This is a genomic window from Leisingera thetidis (assembly GCF_025857195.1).
GTDB lineage: Bacteria > Pseudomonadota > Alphaproteobacteria > Rhodobacterales > Rhodobacteraceae > Leisingera > Leisingera thetidis.
The window spans coordinates 1,299,574-1,313,828 of sequence record NZ_CP109787.1 but is presented as its reverse complement, the minus strand read 5'-3'; the positions used below and the strand labels follow the sequence as shown (position 1 = coordinate 1,313,828).

Annotated in this window: 16 protein-coding genes; all 16 read right to left on the bottom strand. The window is 62.8% G+C overall.

Annotated elements, in window-relative coordinates:
• Nucleotides 1–11: 11 nt before the first annotated feature.
• A complete protein-coding gene (locus OKQ63_RS06270) occupies nt 12–1,559 on the bottom strand; it encodes an NADH-quinone oxidoreductase subunit M (RefSeq protein WP_264213096.1) in 1,548 nt (515 codons plus the stop codon).
• Nucleotides 1,559–3,652, bottom strand: coding sequence for an NADH-quinone oxidoreductase subunit L (gene nuoL, locus OKQ63_RS06265; RefSeq protein WP_264213095.1), 2,094 nt, complete (start codon nt 3,650–3,652; stop codon nt 1,559–1,561). The genes OKQ63_RS06270 and nuoL overlap by 1 nt, the downstream gene beginning before the upstream one ends.
• Nucleotides 3,653–3,658: 6 nt before the next feature.
• On the bottom strand, nt 3,659–3,964 hold the full coding sequence (nuoK, locus tag OKQ63_RS06260) for an NADH-quinone oxidoreductase subunit NuoK (RefSeq protein WP_008553673.1): 306 nt from the start codon (nt 3,962–3,964) through the stop codon (nt 3,659–3,661).
• Between the two features lie 4 nt (nt 3,965–3,968).
• The gene (locus OKQ63_RS06255) at nt 3,969–4,571 is read right to left on the bottom strand and encodes an NADH-quinone oxidoreductase subunit J (protein ID WP_264213094.1); all 603 of its coding nucleotides are present in this window, start codon (nt 4,569–4,571) and stop codon (nt 3,969–3,971) included.
• Nucleotides 4,568–5,002 carry a carboxymuconolactone decarboxylase family protein gene (locus tag OKQ63_RS06250; RefSeq protein WP_264213093.1) on the bottom strand — a complete coding sequence of 145 codons (435 nt, stop codon included), beginning with the start codon at nt 5,000–5,002 and terminating at the stop codon, nt 4,568–4,570. Before OKQ63_RS06250 ends, OKQ63_RS06255 begins: the two co-directional genes overlap by 4 nt.
• A gap of 73 nt (nt 5,003–5,075) precedes the next feature.
• The gene (nuoI, locus tag OKQ63_RS06245) at nt 5,076–5,570 is read right to left on the bottom strand and encodes an NADH-quinone oxidoreductase subunit NuoI (RefSeq protein WP_264213092.1); all 495 of its coding nucleotides are present in this window, start codon (nt 5,568–5,570) and stop codon (nt 5,076–5,078) included.
• Entirely contained in the window at nt 5,567–6,340 is a 774-nt protein-coding gene (locus tag OKQ63_RS06240) for a class I SAM-dependent methyltransferase (RefSeq protein ID WP_264213091.1), read from the bottom strand. Before OKQ63_RS06240 ends, nuoI begins: the two co-directional genes overlap by 4 nt.
• A 6-nt stretch (nt 6,341–6,346) precedes the next feature.
• Nucleotides 6,347–7,384 (bottom strand): NADH-quinone oxidoreductase subunit NuoH, encoded by a 1,038-nt coding sequence (gene nuoH, locus OKQ63_RS06235; protein ID WP_264213090.1) that lies wholly within the window; start codon nt 7,382–7,384, stop codon nt 6,347–6,349.
• A gap of 6 nt (nt 7,385–7,390) precedes the next feature.
• Entirely contained in the window at nt 7,391–7,777 is a 387-nt protein-coding gene (locus tag OKQ63_RS06230) for a YNQ4 family lipoprotein (RefSeq protein WP_264213089.1), read from the bottom strand.
• On the bottom strand, nt 7,774–9,792 hold the full coding sequence (gene nuoG / locus OKQ63_RS06225; protein ID WP_264213088.1) for an NADH-quinone oxidoreductase subunit NuoG: 2,019 nt from the start codon (nt 9,790–9,792) through the stop codon (nt 7,774–7,776). Before nuoG ends, OKQ63_RS06230 begins: the two co-directional genes overlap by 4 nt.
• Nucleotides 9,793–9,795: 3 nt before the next feature.
• Nucleotides 9,796–10,200 carry a DUF5333 domain-containing protein gene (locus tag OKQ63_RS06220; protein WP_264213887.1) on the bottom strand — a complete coding sequence of 135 codons (405 nt, stop codon included), beginning with the start codon at nt 10,198–10,200 and terminating at the stop codon, nt 9,796–9,798.
• Between the two features lie 101 nt (nt 10,201–10,301).
• Nucleotides 10,302–10,643, bottom strand: coding sequence for a hypothetical protein (locus tag OKQ63_RS06215; RefSeq protein WP_264213087.1), 342 nt, complete (start codon nt 10,641–10,643; stop codon nt 10,302–10,304).
• A gap of 20 nt (nt 10,644–10,663) precedes the next feature.
• On the bottom strand, nt 10,664–11,080 hold the full coding sequence (locus OKQ63_RS06210; RefSeq protein ID WP_264213086.1) for an MAPEG family protein: 417 nt from the start codon (nt 11,078–11,080) through the stop codon (nt 10,664–10,666).
• A 333-nt stretch (nt 11,081–11,413) separates the two neighbouring features.
• Nucleotides 11,414–12,712, bottom strand: coding sequence for an NADH-quinone oxidoreductase subunit NuoF (gene nuoF, locus OKQ63_RS06205; protein ID WP_264213085.1), 1,299 nt, complete (start codon nt 12,710–12,712; stop codon nt 11,414–11,416).
• Between the two features lie 6 nt (nt 12,713–12,718).
• Nucleotides 12,719–12,958 (bottom strand): DUF5337 domain-containing protein, encoded by a 240-nt coding sequence (locus tag OKQ63_RS06200; protein ID WP_264213084.1) that lies wholly within the window; start codon nt 12,956–12,958, stop codon nt 12,719–12,721.
• A gap of 45 nt (nt 12,959–13,003) precedes the next feature.
• On the bottom strand, nt 13,004–14,200 hold the full coding sequence (locus tag OKQ63_RS06195; protein ID WP_264213083.1) for an NADH-quinone oxidoreductase subunit E: 1,197 nt from the start codon (nt 14,198–14,200) through the stop codon (nt 13,004–13,006).
• Between the last annotated feature and the right edge of the window lie 55 nt (nt 14,201–14,255).

The window sequence follows — 14,255 nt, the reverse complement described above, 5'->3', positions numbered from 1 at the left end:
CTGATGCTCCCTTAATGCGAAGCAATCCGGGTGGCGGCCGAGGTATCGGCCGCCGCCAGAGACTGGTTGAAGTTTGCAATCAGCGCCTCGGTCGAGGGCGCGATGATGTCGGTGACCAGCGACGGGTAGACGCCGAGCAGCAGGGTCATGGCGACCAGCGGCGCAAACACGAAGCGCTCGCGCGCCGACATGTCGCGGATGCCCATCAGGCTGCCCTTGATCAGATCGCCGAACACCACGCGGCGGTAGAGCCACAGGGCATAGCCGGCCGAGAAGATCACCCCGGTTGCCGCCACGGCCGTTACCCAGGTGTTTTTCTGGAAGGCGCCCATCAGGGTCAGGAATTCGCCGACAAAGCCGGAGGTGCCCGGCAGGCCGACGTTGCCCATGGTGAAGAACATGAACACCAGCGCATAAGCCGGCATCCGGATCACCAACCCGCCATAGGCGTCGATGTCGCGGGTGTGCATCCGGTCATAGATCACGCCGACGCAAAGGAAGAGCGCGGCGGAGATGAAGCCGTGGCTGAGCATCTGGAAGATGGCGCCATCGATGCCCTGCTGGTTGGCGGCAAAGATGCCCATGGTGACAAAGCCCATATGCGCAACCGAGGAATAGGCGATCAGTTTCTTCATGTCCTCCTGCACCATCGCCACCAGCGAGGTGTAGACCACGGCAATCGCGGACATCCACAGGACCACATCGGTCATCACGTCCGCGCCCACCGGGAACATTGGCAGGCTGAAGCGCAGGAAGCCGTAGCCGCCCATCTTCAAGAGGATCGCCGCCAGCACCACGGAACCGGCAGTCGGCGCCTGCACGTGCGCGTCCGGCAGCCAGGTGTGCACCGGCCACATCGGCATCTTCACCGCGAAGGAGGCAAAGAACGCCAGGAACATCAGCGTCTGCGCGCCGCCCACGATGTGAACCCCCAGCACGTCAAAGGACGCCGCCGAGAAGCTGTGGGTCAGCAGGGTTTCGATATCAGTGGTGCCGGCATCCACATACATGAAGACCATCGCCACCAGCATCAGCACCGAGCCGAAGAAGGTGTAGAGGAAGAACTTGAAGGAGGCGTAGATCCGCTCCTTGCCGCCCCAGATGCCGATGATCAGGAACATCGGAATGAGGCCTGCCTCGAAGAACAGGTAGAACAGCACCAGGTCCAGCGCCATGAAGACGCCCAGCATCAGCGTTTCCAGCAGCAGGAAGGCGATCATGTATTCCTTGACGCGGTCGGTGACGCTCCAGCTGGCCAGGATGGTCAGCGGCATGATGAAGGTGGTCAGCATCACGAACAGCACCGAGATGCCATCGACGCCCATCTTGTACTTCAGCCCGAAGATCCACGCCCGGTCCTCGACGAACTGAAAGCCGGTGTTGGCCGGGTCGAACTCGAAATAGATCCCCAGGCTCACCAGGAAGGTGATCGTGGTGGCAAAGAGCGCCACAAACTTGGCGTTGCGCTGTGCTGCCTTTTCCTCGCCGCGCAGGAACAGGGCCAGAATGGCCGCCGCAAGCGCCGGGATGAAGGTGACAATAGAAAGGAGATTGTCCATCAGTGCGCTCCTCCGCCGATCGACATCCAGGTGACCAGGGCGGCAATGCCCAGCACCATCCAGAAGGCATAAGTGAAGATGTAGCCGGACTGTGCGCGGCCTGCGAGGCGGGTGAAGAAGGGAACCACGCCCATGGCGAGGCCGTTCAGGAAGCCGTCGATGGTATTGCCATCGCCGCGCTTCCAGAAGAAGCGGCCCAGGGCCACCGCCGGTTTGACGAAGATCACGTTGTAGATCTCGTCAAAGTACCATTTGTTGAGCAGGAACAGGTACAGCGGGCGCTGCTGCTGTGCCAGACGTTTGGGCAGCGACGGGTTCACGATGTAGAAGAGGTAGGCCAGGATCAGGCCGCCCAGCATTGCAATGAACGGGGACAGTTTCACCCATGTCGGCGCCGCATGGGCATCCTCCAGGATGTGGTTGTCCTTGCCAATGTAGATCCCGCCCTCGCCCGGCTTGCCGGCAAACACATAGTGGTGCCCGCCTTCGGCCGCAGCGCCGCCATGCGCGGCCTCTTCGCCGTGGCCGGCCTCTTCACCATGTGCCGCTGCGGAGGCTTCCGCCATCGGGATGCCGTAGAACTTGCCGACCTGATCGGCGTGGCCGAAGAAGCTGCCGTACCAGATCATGCCCGCGGTGATCGAACCCACCGCCAGCACGCCCAGCGGCACCAGCATGGTCCAGGGACTTTCATGGGCGTGGTCGTGGGTGTGCTTGTCGCCGCGTGCCTCGCCGTAGAAGGTCATGAACATCAGGCGCCAAGAGTAGAAGGAGGTCATGAAGGCCGCGATCACCAGCGCCCAGAAACCGAACATCGAGCCGCCCGCATAGGCGCTTTCGATGATCGCATCCTTGGACACGAAGCCGGCAAAGCCGATCCAGCCGCTCAGCGGAATGCCGACGCCGGTGATGGCCAGGGTGCCGATCATCATCGCCCAGAAGGTATAGGGGATCTTCTTGCGCAAGTTCCCGTAGTTCCGCATGTCCTGCTCGTGGTGCATGGCGTGGATCACCGAACCGGCGCCCAGGAACAGCATCGCCTTGAAGAAGGCGTGGGTGAACAAGTGGAACATGGCGGCGGAGTACATGCCGACGCCGGCGGCCACAAACATGTAGCCGAGCTGCGAACAGGTCGAATAGGCGATCACCCGCTTGATGTCGTTCTGCACCAGCCCCACGGTCGCGGCAAAGAATGCCGTCGCGGCGCCGATCACGGTGATGAAGGCGGCAGCCTCGGGCGCGAATTCCATCAGCGGCGACATGCGGCAGACCAGGAACACGCCCGCGGTCACCATGGTGGCCGCGTGGATCAGCGCCGACACCGGGGTCGGGCCTTCCATCGCGTCCGGCAGCCAGGTGTGCAGCAAGAGCTGCGCCGATTTGCCCATCGCGCCGACGAACAGCAGGAAGGCAATCAGGTTTGCGGCATTCCACTCGGCCCACAGGAAGGAGACCTGGGTTTCCGCCAGCGCGGGGGCTGCGGCAAAAATGTCTGCCAGGTTGATGCTGTCGGTCAGGAAGAACAGCCCGAAGATCCCCAGCGCAAAGCCGAAGTCGCCGACGCGGTTGACGATGAACGCCTTCATCGCGGCGGCATTGGCGCTTGGCTTGCGGTAGTAGAAGCCGATCAGCAGGTAGGAGGCGACGCCGACGCCTTCCCAGCCGAAGAACATCTGCACCAGATTGTCGGAGGTCACCAGCATCAGCATCGCGAAGGTGAAGAACGACAGATAGGCAAAGAAGCGCGGCTTGTAGCTCTCGCCCTCTTTCCACTGCGGGTCATGGTCCATGTAGCCGAAGGAATAGAGGTGCACCAGCGAGGACACGGTGGTGATCACGATCAGCATGATCGCGGTCAGCCGGTCCAGACGGATCGCCCAGGAGGTCGACAGCGAGCCGCTTTCGATCCAGCGGAAGATCTCGATGTTCTGGGTCAGCCCGTCAAACGACAGGAAGGTGATCCAGCTGAGCAGCGCCGCCAGGAACAGCAGCGCCGTGGCGGTCACGGTGGCGGCTTTCTCGCCGATGAACTTCCAGCCGAAGCCGCAGATCACGGCCCCCGCCAGCGGGGCAAAGAGGAGGATGGTTTCCATGGTTCTTCAGCCCTTCATCACGTTGACGTCTTCGACGGCGATGGTGCCGCGGTTGCGGAAGAAGCAGACCAGGATCGCAAGGCCAATGGCGGCCTCGGCCGCGGCCACGGTCAGCACGAACAGGGTAAAGACCTGCCCCACCAGATCGCCCAGGAACGACGAGAAGGCGACGAGGTTGATGTTCACCGCCAGCAGCATCAGCTCGATGCTCATCAGCAGGATGATCACGTTCTTGCGGTTCAGGAAGAGTCCGAAGATGCCGATGACGAACAGCGTCGCCGCGACGGTCAGATAATGTTCAAGTCCGATCATGTGCTCACAGCCCCTGCCCCGGTTTCACGTCCCTAAGCTCCATCGCCACGGCCGGGTCGCGCATCATCTGCGCAACCACGTCCTGGCGCTTGACGTCGGTGCGGTGGCGCAGGGTCAGCACGATCGCGCCGATCATCGCCACCAGCAGGATCAGGCCCGCCAGCTGGAACAGAAGGAAATATTGATCATAGATGATGAGGCCGAGCGCCTCGGTGTTGTGGCGGTCCGCAGGCACCGGATTGGCCAGCAGCTCCGGCGCCTTATGGGCGGTTTCCCAGACCCCGAACGCCATCACGAATTGCATCAGGATCACCAGGCCGATCAGCAGCGCCAGCGGCATGTAGCGCGCCATCTCCGCCTTCAGCTCGGCAAAGTCCACGTCCAGCATCATCACCACAAACAGGAACAGTACCGCAACCGCCCCCACGTAGACGATGACCAGCAGCATGGCGACGAACTCCGCCCCCAACAGCACAAACAGCCCGGCCGAGGAAAGAAAGGCCAGGATCAGCCACAGCACCGAATGCACCGGCTGGCGGCTGATCACGGTGAACAGCCCGCCGGTGATGGCGCTGACGGCGAAGAGGTAGAAGGCAAAAACGCTCATGTCTCATCGTCCCTTTGTTCGTCCATGACCGCCTGCGCCAGCTCCAGCGCCCGGTTCATGGCCGGAATGCCGGCAAACACCGACATCTGTCCGATCGTTTCCACGATCTCTTGTTTCTTTGCCCCCGCCGCAACTGCGTGGCGCACGGTCTGGCGCACCGCACTGTCGGCCTGGGCGCCCTGGCAGGTCAGCCCGGCCAGTGTCAGCAGCAGCCGGGTCTTGGCATCCAGCCCGTCCTTGTTGATGGTGTTGCCGAACATCATTTCCATGACCTCTTTGGGCATGGTGGGCCACAGCGCCTCGAACTCCCTGAAAGCCTCGGAGGGCGAGAAGTTCTCCAGCGCCGGGTTGAACGCCTTGGCCATCTGCTGGGCCTGTGCCTGCATCTGTTCCATCATGGCCTCAAACGGATTGGGCGGCTGTTTGGTCATGTCCTCTCCTCCGGTCCAAGACTTTTCAGAAAAGTCTTGGCAAAAGTTTTCAGAAAACTTTTGCGCAGCGCTCTCATCGGTACGGCGCGTCGATTTCCAGGTTGCGGGCAATCTCGGCTTCCCAGCGTTCGCCGTTGGCCAGGAGTTTTTCCTTGTCGTAGAACAGCTCCTCGCGGGTCTCGGTGGCAAACTCGAAATTCGGGCCTTCGACAATCGCGTCCACCGGGCAGGCTTCCTGGCAGAAGCCGCAGTAGATGCATTTGGTCATGTCGATGTCATAGCGCGTGGTGCGGCGGCTGCCGTCCTCGCGCGGTTCCGCGTCGATGGTGATCGCCTGCGCCGGGCAGACCGCCTCGCAGAGCTTGCAGGCAATGCAGCGCTCTTCGCCGTTCGGGTAACGGCGCAGCGCGTGCTCGCCGCGGAAGCGGGGCGACAGCGGGCCTTTTTCGTGCGGGTAGTTCAGGGTGGCCTTGGGCGCGAAGAAATACTTCATCCCCAGTTTGAAGCCGACCCAGAAATCCTGCAGCAGGAAATATTTGGCGGCGCGGGTATAGTCGATTTGGGTCATTGCGGAGCCATTTCGTCATCAAGCCGGGTTGCGCCGGCGTTTCCGTGGCTGTGCCACTTGGTTTCATAATCGCTTTGCAGCACCAGATCCTTCATCGCTGAACCCCTGGTCTTTTCGATTTCGTAATAGAGGTACATGCGCCCCTCCGGTATCTTGCCCTTGAGCCGCATCCGTTTTCCGGTCTCGGCGGGGTCCTTGAATTCGATGTGGTAATTGCCCCCGCGCGGGCGCTTCTGGATACCGCGGCAATCATGCACTTTGCAGCCGCAGTTCCGCCCCCAGAAGGTCCAGACCAGTTCCGGATTGAACTGGTAGATTCCATGCGCGGGCCAGCCATTGAAGCCGTTTGCGGAAATGAACCGCCCGCCGGGTTTCAGCATCCGGAAAACCGTCTCCAGAGCCCTCGGCACATTGAAGACATGCTCAATCGTGCCGCCGTCAAAGATCAGATCGAACTGCCCTTCCAGCTCGGCTGCAACCGGGCGGTTGAGGTCATGCAGGATTGTTGCGCCCTCATAATCCGAAAAATCCAGCGTTTCCATGTCGCCGAACCCCAGCTTGCGCATCAGGGTTTCGCAGTAGCCGTCCTCCTGCACCAGCTCCTCGTGGGTCAGATCGAGCCCCTTCTTGCGCAGGATCCGGTCAAACTTGTGCTTGATATGATCCTCCACCCGGAAGGAATGGCGCCCAAGCATGAGCGTCCGGCCTTCCGGCTGGAAACGGGCCGACAAGTCGGCCAGCCGTTCGAAGAGCTCGATATCGACGCCCATTGCTGGTTACCCCCCCACGGTCCAACGGGCGAAGATGCCCCAGAACCAGTCGAATTTCGCAGCAAAGGACACGAACACCACCCAGGCCAGCGAGAACGGCAGGAACACTTTCCAGCCCAGCCGCATCAGCTGGTCGTAGCGGTAGCGCGGGGTGATCGCCTTGACCATCGCGAACAGGAAGAAGAAGAACGCCATCTTGCCGACCATCCACAGCACACCGTCGGGCAGGCCCGGGATCGGGGACAGCCAGCCGCCGAAGAACAAGAGCGAGGTCAGCGCGCACATCAGGAAGATGGCGATGTATTCACCGGCCATGAACAAGAGGAACGGCGTGGCCGAGTATTCCACCTGGTAGCCCGCGACCAGTTCCGATTCCGCTTCCGGCAGGTCGAACGGCGGGCGGTTTGTCTCCGCCAGTGCCGAGATGAAGAACAGGAAGACCATCGGGAAATGCGGGATCCAGTACCAGTTCAAGAGGCCCAGATCGCCGTCCTGCGCGCGCACGATATCGCCGAAGTTCATGCTGCCGGTGGAGATGATCACGCCGATGATGATGAGGCCGATGGAAACCTCATAGGAGATCATCTGCGCGGCGGAGCGCAAGCTGCCGAGGAACGGGTATTTCGAGTTCGACGCCCAGCCGCCCATGATGACGCCGTAAACCTCCAGGCTGGAGACCGCGAAGACGTAGAGGATGGCGACGTTGATGTCGCTGAGCACCCAGCCGTCGTTGAAGGGGATCACCGCCCAGGCAATCATCGCCAGCACGAAGGAGGTCAGCGGCGCCAGGATGAAGACGGTGCGGTCGGCGCCGGCCGGGATCACCACTTCTTTCACCACATATTTCAGCGCGTCTGCCACCGATTGCAGCAGGCCAAAGACACCCACCACATTGGGCCCCCGGCGCATCTGGACCGCGGCCCAGATCTTGCGGTCCCCGTAGACCAGGAACAGGAGCGAGATCATCACAAAGGCAACAACTGCAAGCACTTGCGCCAGGATCAGAACAGCGATGCCGCCTGGAGTGTTAAAGAAATCAGCCATAGGTCCTCACACCGTGGGTATTCCGTTCGCCGCGCAATCCGCAACCACGACTTCGGCGTCGATGGTGCGCAGGCCGCGCGGCAGAGAGGGCGAAATCAGATAGACCGCATCAGCGGTCCGGCTGCCTCCTGCCTGTGTCAAAGTTGTGCGCACATGGCGCGCAAACCCGTAGCCCCGGATCAGCGCGTATTGCGCGGCGGCGCATTCCGCATAGGTATCAAGGTCCGCCGGCGCGGCCGCACCGCGCATGGAGACGTGAAACTGCACCAGGTCGCCCTCCAGCAGGCTGGTTTCCACCCCTTGGTAAACCGGGGCGGGCCGCTCGCCTCCGCTGCCGGGCGCCATTGCGCAGGCGGCCAGCAGAAAGGCGGGTATGAGGGCGAAACGGATCATTCGGCGGCCAGTTTTCCGGGTACGCGGGACTTAACCCCTGCCGACATCTCCGCCATCAGCTCGGAGGCGCGGGCAATCGGGTTGGTTAGATAGAAATCGCGGATGGCCGGCAGGAAGCCGGCCTTGCCGAGCTTGTCCAGCTCCAGCGCTTCGCCGTCCTTCTCAGCCACCTCGTCGATCCGGGCCAGATGCGGCACCTCGGCGACCAGGGCCTGGCGCAATTGCGCCAGCGAATCATACCCCAGGCGGGCACCTGCTTCGGCGCTCAGCGCACGCAGGATGGCCCAGTTTTCCTTGGCCTCCCCCGGCGCAAACCCGGCGCGCATCGCCAGCTGCGGGCGGCCCTCGGTGTTCACGAACAGGCCGTTCTCTTCGGTATAGGCGGCCCCCGGCAGGATCACGTCGGCGCGATGCGCGCCGCGGTCGCCGTGGGAGCCCTGATAGATCACAAAGGCACCGGCGTCGATCTCCACCTCATCAGCACCGAGGTTGTAGATCACTTCGGCCCCGTCGATGGCCGCGGCCATGCCGCCTTCGGTCACCGCGCCGATGTCCATCGCGCCGACGCGGGAGGCGGCGGTGTGCAGCACCATGACCTTGGAACCGGTGTCGGCGGCAAACTTCTGGGCGTGCGCCAGCACGGCGAGGCCATCCGCTTCGCGCAGGGCGCCCTGCCCCACGATCACCAATGTTTCTTTCTCCAGAGCACCGGAGTGGTCCAGCCCGTGCAGCGCTTCGAGAGCGGCGCGATCGGTGCCGAGGTGGTGGTAGTCGTACGTCAGGTCCACGGCCTGGCCGACCACACCGATGGTGGCGCCGTTCAGCCAGGCTTTGCGGATCCGGGCGTTCAGCACCGGCGCTTCATCGCGCGGGTTGGTGCCGATCAGCATGATGGCCTTGGCGTTGTCGATGTCTTCAATGGCGGCAGTGCCTGCATAGCCTGCGCGGTTGCCGATCGGCAGACGCGCATTGTCGGTGCGGCATTCCACCTTGCCGCCCAGCCCTTCGACCAGCTGCTTCAGCGCAAAGGCGGCCTCGACCGGGACCAGATCACCGATGAGGCCCGCAACCTTCTTGCCCTTCATGGCGTTTGCAGCAGCAGACAGGGCTTCAGCCCAAGTGGCGGGCTTCAGCTTGCCATCGATGCGCACATAAGGGCGGTCAAGACGCTGGCGGCGCAGCCCGTCCCAGACAAAGCGGGTCTTGTCGCTGATCCACTCCTCGTTCACGCCATCGTGGTTGCGCGGCAGGATCCGCATCACTTCGCGGCCCTTGGTGTCGACGCGGATGTTCGATCCCAGCGCGTCCATCACATCGATGGTTTCGGTCTTGGTCAGCTCCCACGGCCGTGCGGTGAAGGCGTAGGGCTTGGAGGTCAGCGCGCCGACCGGGCAGAGGTCGATAATGTTGCCCTGCAGGTTCGATTGCAGCGTCTGGTTCAGATAGGAGGTGATCTCCGCATCCTCTCCGCGCCCCGTTTGCCCCATCTGGGCGATGCCCGCGACCTCGGTGGTGAAGCGCACGCAGCGGGTGCAGCTGATGCAGCGGGTCATGGTGGTGGCGACCAGCGGGCCGAGGTCCAGATCATCCACCGCCCGCTTGGCTTCCTTGAAGCGGCTGCCCGACAGGCCATAGGCCATCGCCTGGTCCTGCAGGTCGCATTCGCCGCCCTGGTCGCAGATCGGGCAGTCCAGCGGGTGGTTGATCAGCATGAATTCCATCACGCCTTCGCGGGCCTTCTTGACCATCGGCGAGTTGGTCTTGACCCGCGGCGCCTCGCCTTCGGGACCGGGGCGCAGGTCGCGCACCTGCATGGCGCAGGAGGCGGCGGGCTTCGGCGGGCCGCCGACAACCTCAACCAGGCACATGCGGCAGTTGCCGGCAATCGACAGCCGCTCGTGGTAGCAGAAGCGCGGGATCTCGACACCGGCCTCCTCACAGGCCTGGATCAGGGTCATTGCCCCGTCCACCTCGATCTCGGTTCCGTCAATGTTGATCTTGCGGAGGTCAGACATGGTCTATTTCGCCCTCAGTAACACGCCGATCGCGCTGTTTTTCTCAATCTCCGCGCGGCCATAGGCGCAGAAGCTTTCCGGTTTGCCGTAAGTGACGCCGTTCTGCGCCAGGAGTCTCTCTCCCTTGGCGCGCATCCGGTCCTTTTCGGCATCAGAGTCGATGTAGCCGCGGATTTCCGCGTCCGTGTATCCCAGCGCGTTTGCCCGCGCTTTGAGCCGGCGCAACTCGACCAGCCCTTTCAGGTAGCGCGGCGCAATGTCGTCGCAGTAGTCTGAGACTTCCTTGGCCACGGCAACGGCAAACAGCGGGTCTTCGATTTCCTGGACGTCACGCAGGGACGGTTTCGCCAGTGCGGCGGCAGGCAAAGCAACAAATGCGGACAGAACAACAGCAATCAGGGCACGCATCATAAGGGACTCCTTCAGTTTCGAAGCCCCCATGCGCAGGCGCGCACTGCTGCTATGCAATAGCAGCCTGGCCGCAAGGCCCTGATATGCCGGAAATCCGCTCACGGGGTGCAAGTCCCCTGGAAGACGGCGCGGCCATCGGTGAGGGTCAGCTGAACCTCTGTGTCCGCCGGGTCGTTGACCCAATCAATCTTGGAAGAGCCATAGTTCACCACGCAGTAGGTGGTGCCGGCATGGGCCGCCGCCTCGCGCGCGCCTTTGGCGGAACGGTCCGCGCCCTTGATCTCGACCTGAAAGACGGCCCGGTCCGTCTTTTTGTCGACCGGCTTGGCCTTGGCCTTGAACGGCACGCCGTCATACAACGGCCGGTTCTTGTTGGTAACGGAGCTGCCGCAAGCCGAAACCAGGGCCGCTGCCGCCAAAAGGGCCACAGGTACGGCCATCCGGTATGTCTTAAGAATGCTCAAAATACTGCCGCCAATGTCAAAATTGCCAAGCCGCCCATGCAGGACCAGCCGATCACGTAGAAAACCGAGCGCAGGCCGCCGTGCGGTTTGCCGCTGCCGCGCAGATGAATGAGGATCATGATGACCCGCGCCACCAGCGCCAGCGAAGCCAGAAGATTCACCCAGAACGGCGCCGCGCCTGCCAGGATTGCCGCCACGGTCACGGTCAGGAAAGCCGGCAGGGTTTCGCAGCCGTTCAGATAGGCCCGGTTCAGACGGTAGGCCTTTTCGGCATAGTCTTCCGGCGGCGTGGCACCGGGCGCAAGGCCCGCTTTCTGCTTGGCCAGCGCCGAAAACGGCGACAGCGCCAGGATGATCAGGGTAAAGATCACCAGCGCGGCCAGAGCGTGGGAATATGCGGCGAAGGTTTCCATCAGATTACCTTGGCCTTGCATTTGCAGTCCGCATTGCAGAGGCGAAAACGCTTAGATTGCATCCTTCAACCTCCTTGCAGCCTTTTGGGACTGCCAAAGCACCATGAGGCCAACTACCCCAATCATTGTGCCCCCAATCTGAGGGTAGAACGCCCCTCCGTAGCCTAGGCCAACCGACAGAAATGCCAGCCCATACCCAATGACCAGCGGGCTAATGCCTACGCAAATCGCCACCAGGCGCGCCGCTCCGTTCGCTCTTAGCAGAATAATTAAGCTAATAACGGTCAGGCCGACGCCCAAAACAGCCAGGTATGAGGAAACAACTGCCATCGGTTACTCCGCCGCCATCGCGCCCATGCGGCCAGTCTTCTGGGCCTTGATGCGGTCCTCGATTTCCTCGCGGAAGTTCTTGATCAGGCCCTGGATCGGCCAGGCCGCCGCGTCGCCAAGCGCGCAGATGGTGTGGCCCTCGACCTGCTTGGTCACGTCCCACAGCATGTCGATTTCCTCCAGCTCGGCCTCGCCCTTCACCAGACGATCCATCACCCGCATCATCCAGCCGGTGCCTTCGCGGCAGGGCGTGCACTGGCCGCAAGACTCGTGCTTGTAGAACTTGGACAGCCGCCAGATCGCCTTGATGATGTCGGTCTGCTTGTCCATCACAATGACCGCCGCAGTGCCGAGGCCCGAACCCAGCTCGCCGCGCAGGTAGTCGAAATCCATGATCGCACCGCGCATGTTCTCGCCGCGCACGCACGGCACCGAGGAGCCGCCGGGGATCACTGCCAGGAGGTTGTCCCAGCCGCCGCGGATGCCGCCGCAGTGCTTTTCGATCAGTTCCTCGAAACCAATCGACATCGCCTCTTCGACAACACAAGGGTTGCTGACGTGGCCGGAGATCGCAAACAGCTTGGTGCCCGCGTTGTTCTGGCGGCCAAAGCCCGCGAACCAGTCGGCGCCGCGGCGCAGGATGGTCGGCACGACGGCAATGGACTCGACGTTGTTCACGGTGGTCGGGCAGCCATAGAGGCCGGCGCCTGCCGGGAACGGCGGCTTCATCCGCGGCATGCCCTTCTTGCCTTCGAGGCTTTCAATCAGGGCGGTTTCCTCGCCGCAGATATAGGCCCCTGCGCCGTGGTGCAGGAAGACGTCGAAGTCCCAGCCGGAGCCGGCCGCGTTGCGGCCCAGCAGCCCCTTGTCATAGCATTCGTCGATCGCGGCCTGCAGCGCCTCGCGCTCGCGGATGTATTCGCCGCGGAGATAAATGTAGCAGGTATGCGCGTTCATCGCGAAGGAGGCGATCAGCGCGCCTTCGATCAGCGTATGCGGATCGTGGCGCATGATTTCGCGGTCCTTGCAGGTCCCGGGCTCGGATTCATCGGCGTTGATCACCAGATAGGCCGGGCGCCCGTCGCTCTCCTTGGGCATGAAGGACCACTTGAGACCGGTCGGGAAACCGGCGCCGCCGCGGCCGCGAAGGCCTGAGTCCTTCATCGTCTGAATGATCCAGTCGCGGCCCTTTTCGATCAGCCCCGCGGTGCCATCCCAATGGCCGCGCGCCTTGGCGCCCGCCAAGGAGCGTTCGTGCATCCCGTAAAGGTTGGTAAAGATCCGGTCCTGATCCTTCAGCATGTGTGCCTACCTTTGGTTTTCTTGTTCAGTGGCCCGGCGCATGCGCCAGAGTTGAAATATGTTGACCAGGGCATAGATCATGCCCGCCAGCGCGGCGAAGTCGAACAGCAGCGCGAAGCGCCCCGGCAGCCCCAGCAGGGGGCCGATGAACAGCGACAGCACGACCCACAGCGAGATGGTTCCGGCAATCACAAGCGCGATGTGCCGGCCCTTTGCTGCAATGGCCTGGTCCTGTTCCTTGCTCATTTGTTCCCTATCACCCAAACCCGGCCCCCTGTGGCCGCAGCCTGATTATTCGTCGTCACCGTAAATGTGCTCTTCCTTTGCACGTCTGGCGAATTCGGTCTCGTCGCCCACCTGCAGCCGCTTGGCCTGTTCGATCCAGCCGTCGCGTTCGATCCGGCCCCTGAACTGGAGCCGCGCATCCACCCAGGCGGCCTCCGCTTCGGTCCAGTCGGCAATCTGTTCGAAGTGGAAGAACCCCAGTTCGTTGAGCTTTGCCTCCAGCTTGGGCCCAACGCCTTTCAGCAGCTTCAGATCGTCCGGCAAGCCGCCGCGGGCCTCTTTCAGGATTTCCGGCCGGGCTTCCTCGGGCTGGCTGTCCGCGGGCTGGCTGTCCGCGGGCTTGGCCGCCGCGCCTTCCGGCGAGGACGGCTCTGCCGCAGCTGATTTCCGGGGTGCCGCCTTGGCCACCTCTTCGGCCTGTTTCGCAGCGGTCTTGGGGGCTTCCGGAGCTTTCGGCGGTGCGTCAGCTGCCGCTCGTCCCGCAACCACGCCGTCCTTGCCGACCCACGGGGTCAGCAGCGGCACTTCATCGCCCTGGATGCGCTTGACGCCATCCTTGATGTCCATCGCCAGCTGCACGCTGGCATTGTACTGGGTCTTGCCGCTGTCGAAGTCGGTCAGCGAGGTGAGGCCCGACTTCGGCTCCGCCGCGTAGCGGCCGTTCTGCGGGCCGGGCGTGACGTCCTTGCCCGCCGCCAGATCGTCCAGCAGCCTGGTGAAGCTCTCGACGGTCAGGTCCTCGTAATAGTCCTTGCCGATCTGCGCCATCGGGGCGTTGGTGCAGGCGCCCAGGCACTCCACCTCTTCCCAGGTGAACTTGCCGTCCGCCGACAAGGTGTGCGGCTTGGCAGCGATCTTTTCCTTGCAGACTGCCACCAGGTCCTCGGCGCCGCAGATCATGCAGGAGGTGGTGCCGCAGATCTGCACATTGGCAACGGACCCCGTGGGTTGCAGCTGGAACATGAAATAGAAGGAGGCGACTTCCAGCACCCGGATATAGGCCATGCCGAGCATATCGGCGATCGCCTCGATCGCGGGCTTGGTGACCCAGCCTTCCTGTTCCTGCGCGCGCCACAACAGCGGAATGACCGCCGAGGCCTGGCGGCCTTCGGGGTATTTGGTGATCTGCGCCTCGGCCCAGGCTTGGTTGGCCGGGGTGAAGGCAAAGCTTGCGGGTTGTTCGGAATGCAGACGGCGCAGCATCAGATCACCTTTTGGTGGGTGTTGCCCGCGCGGAAGCCTCCGGCGGGAGTATTTT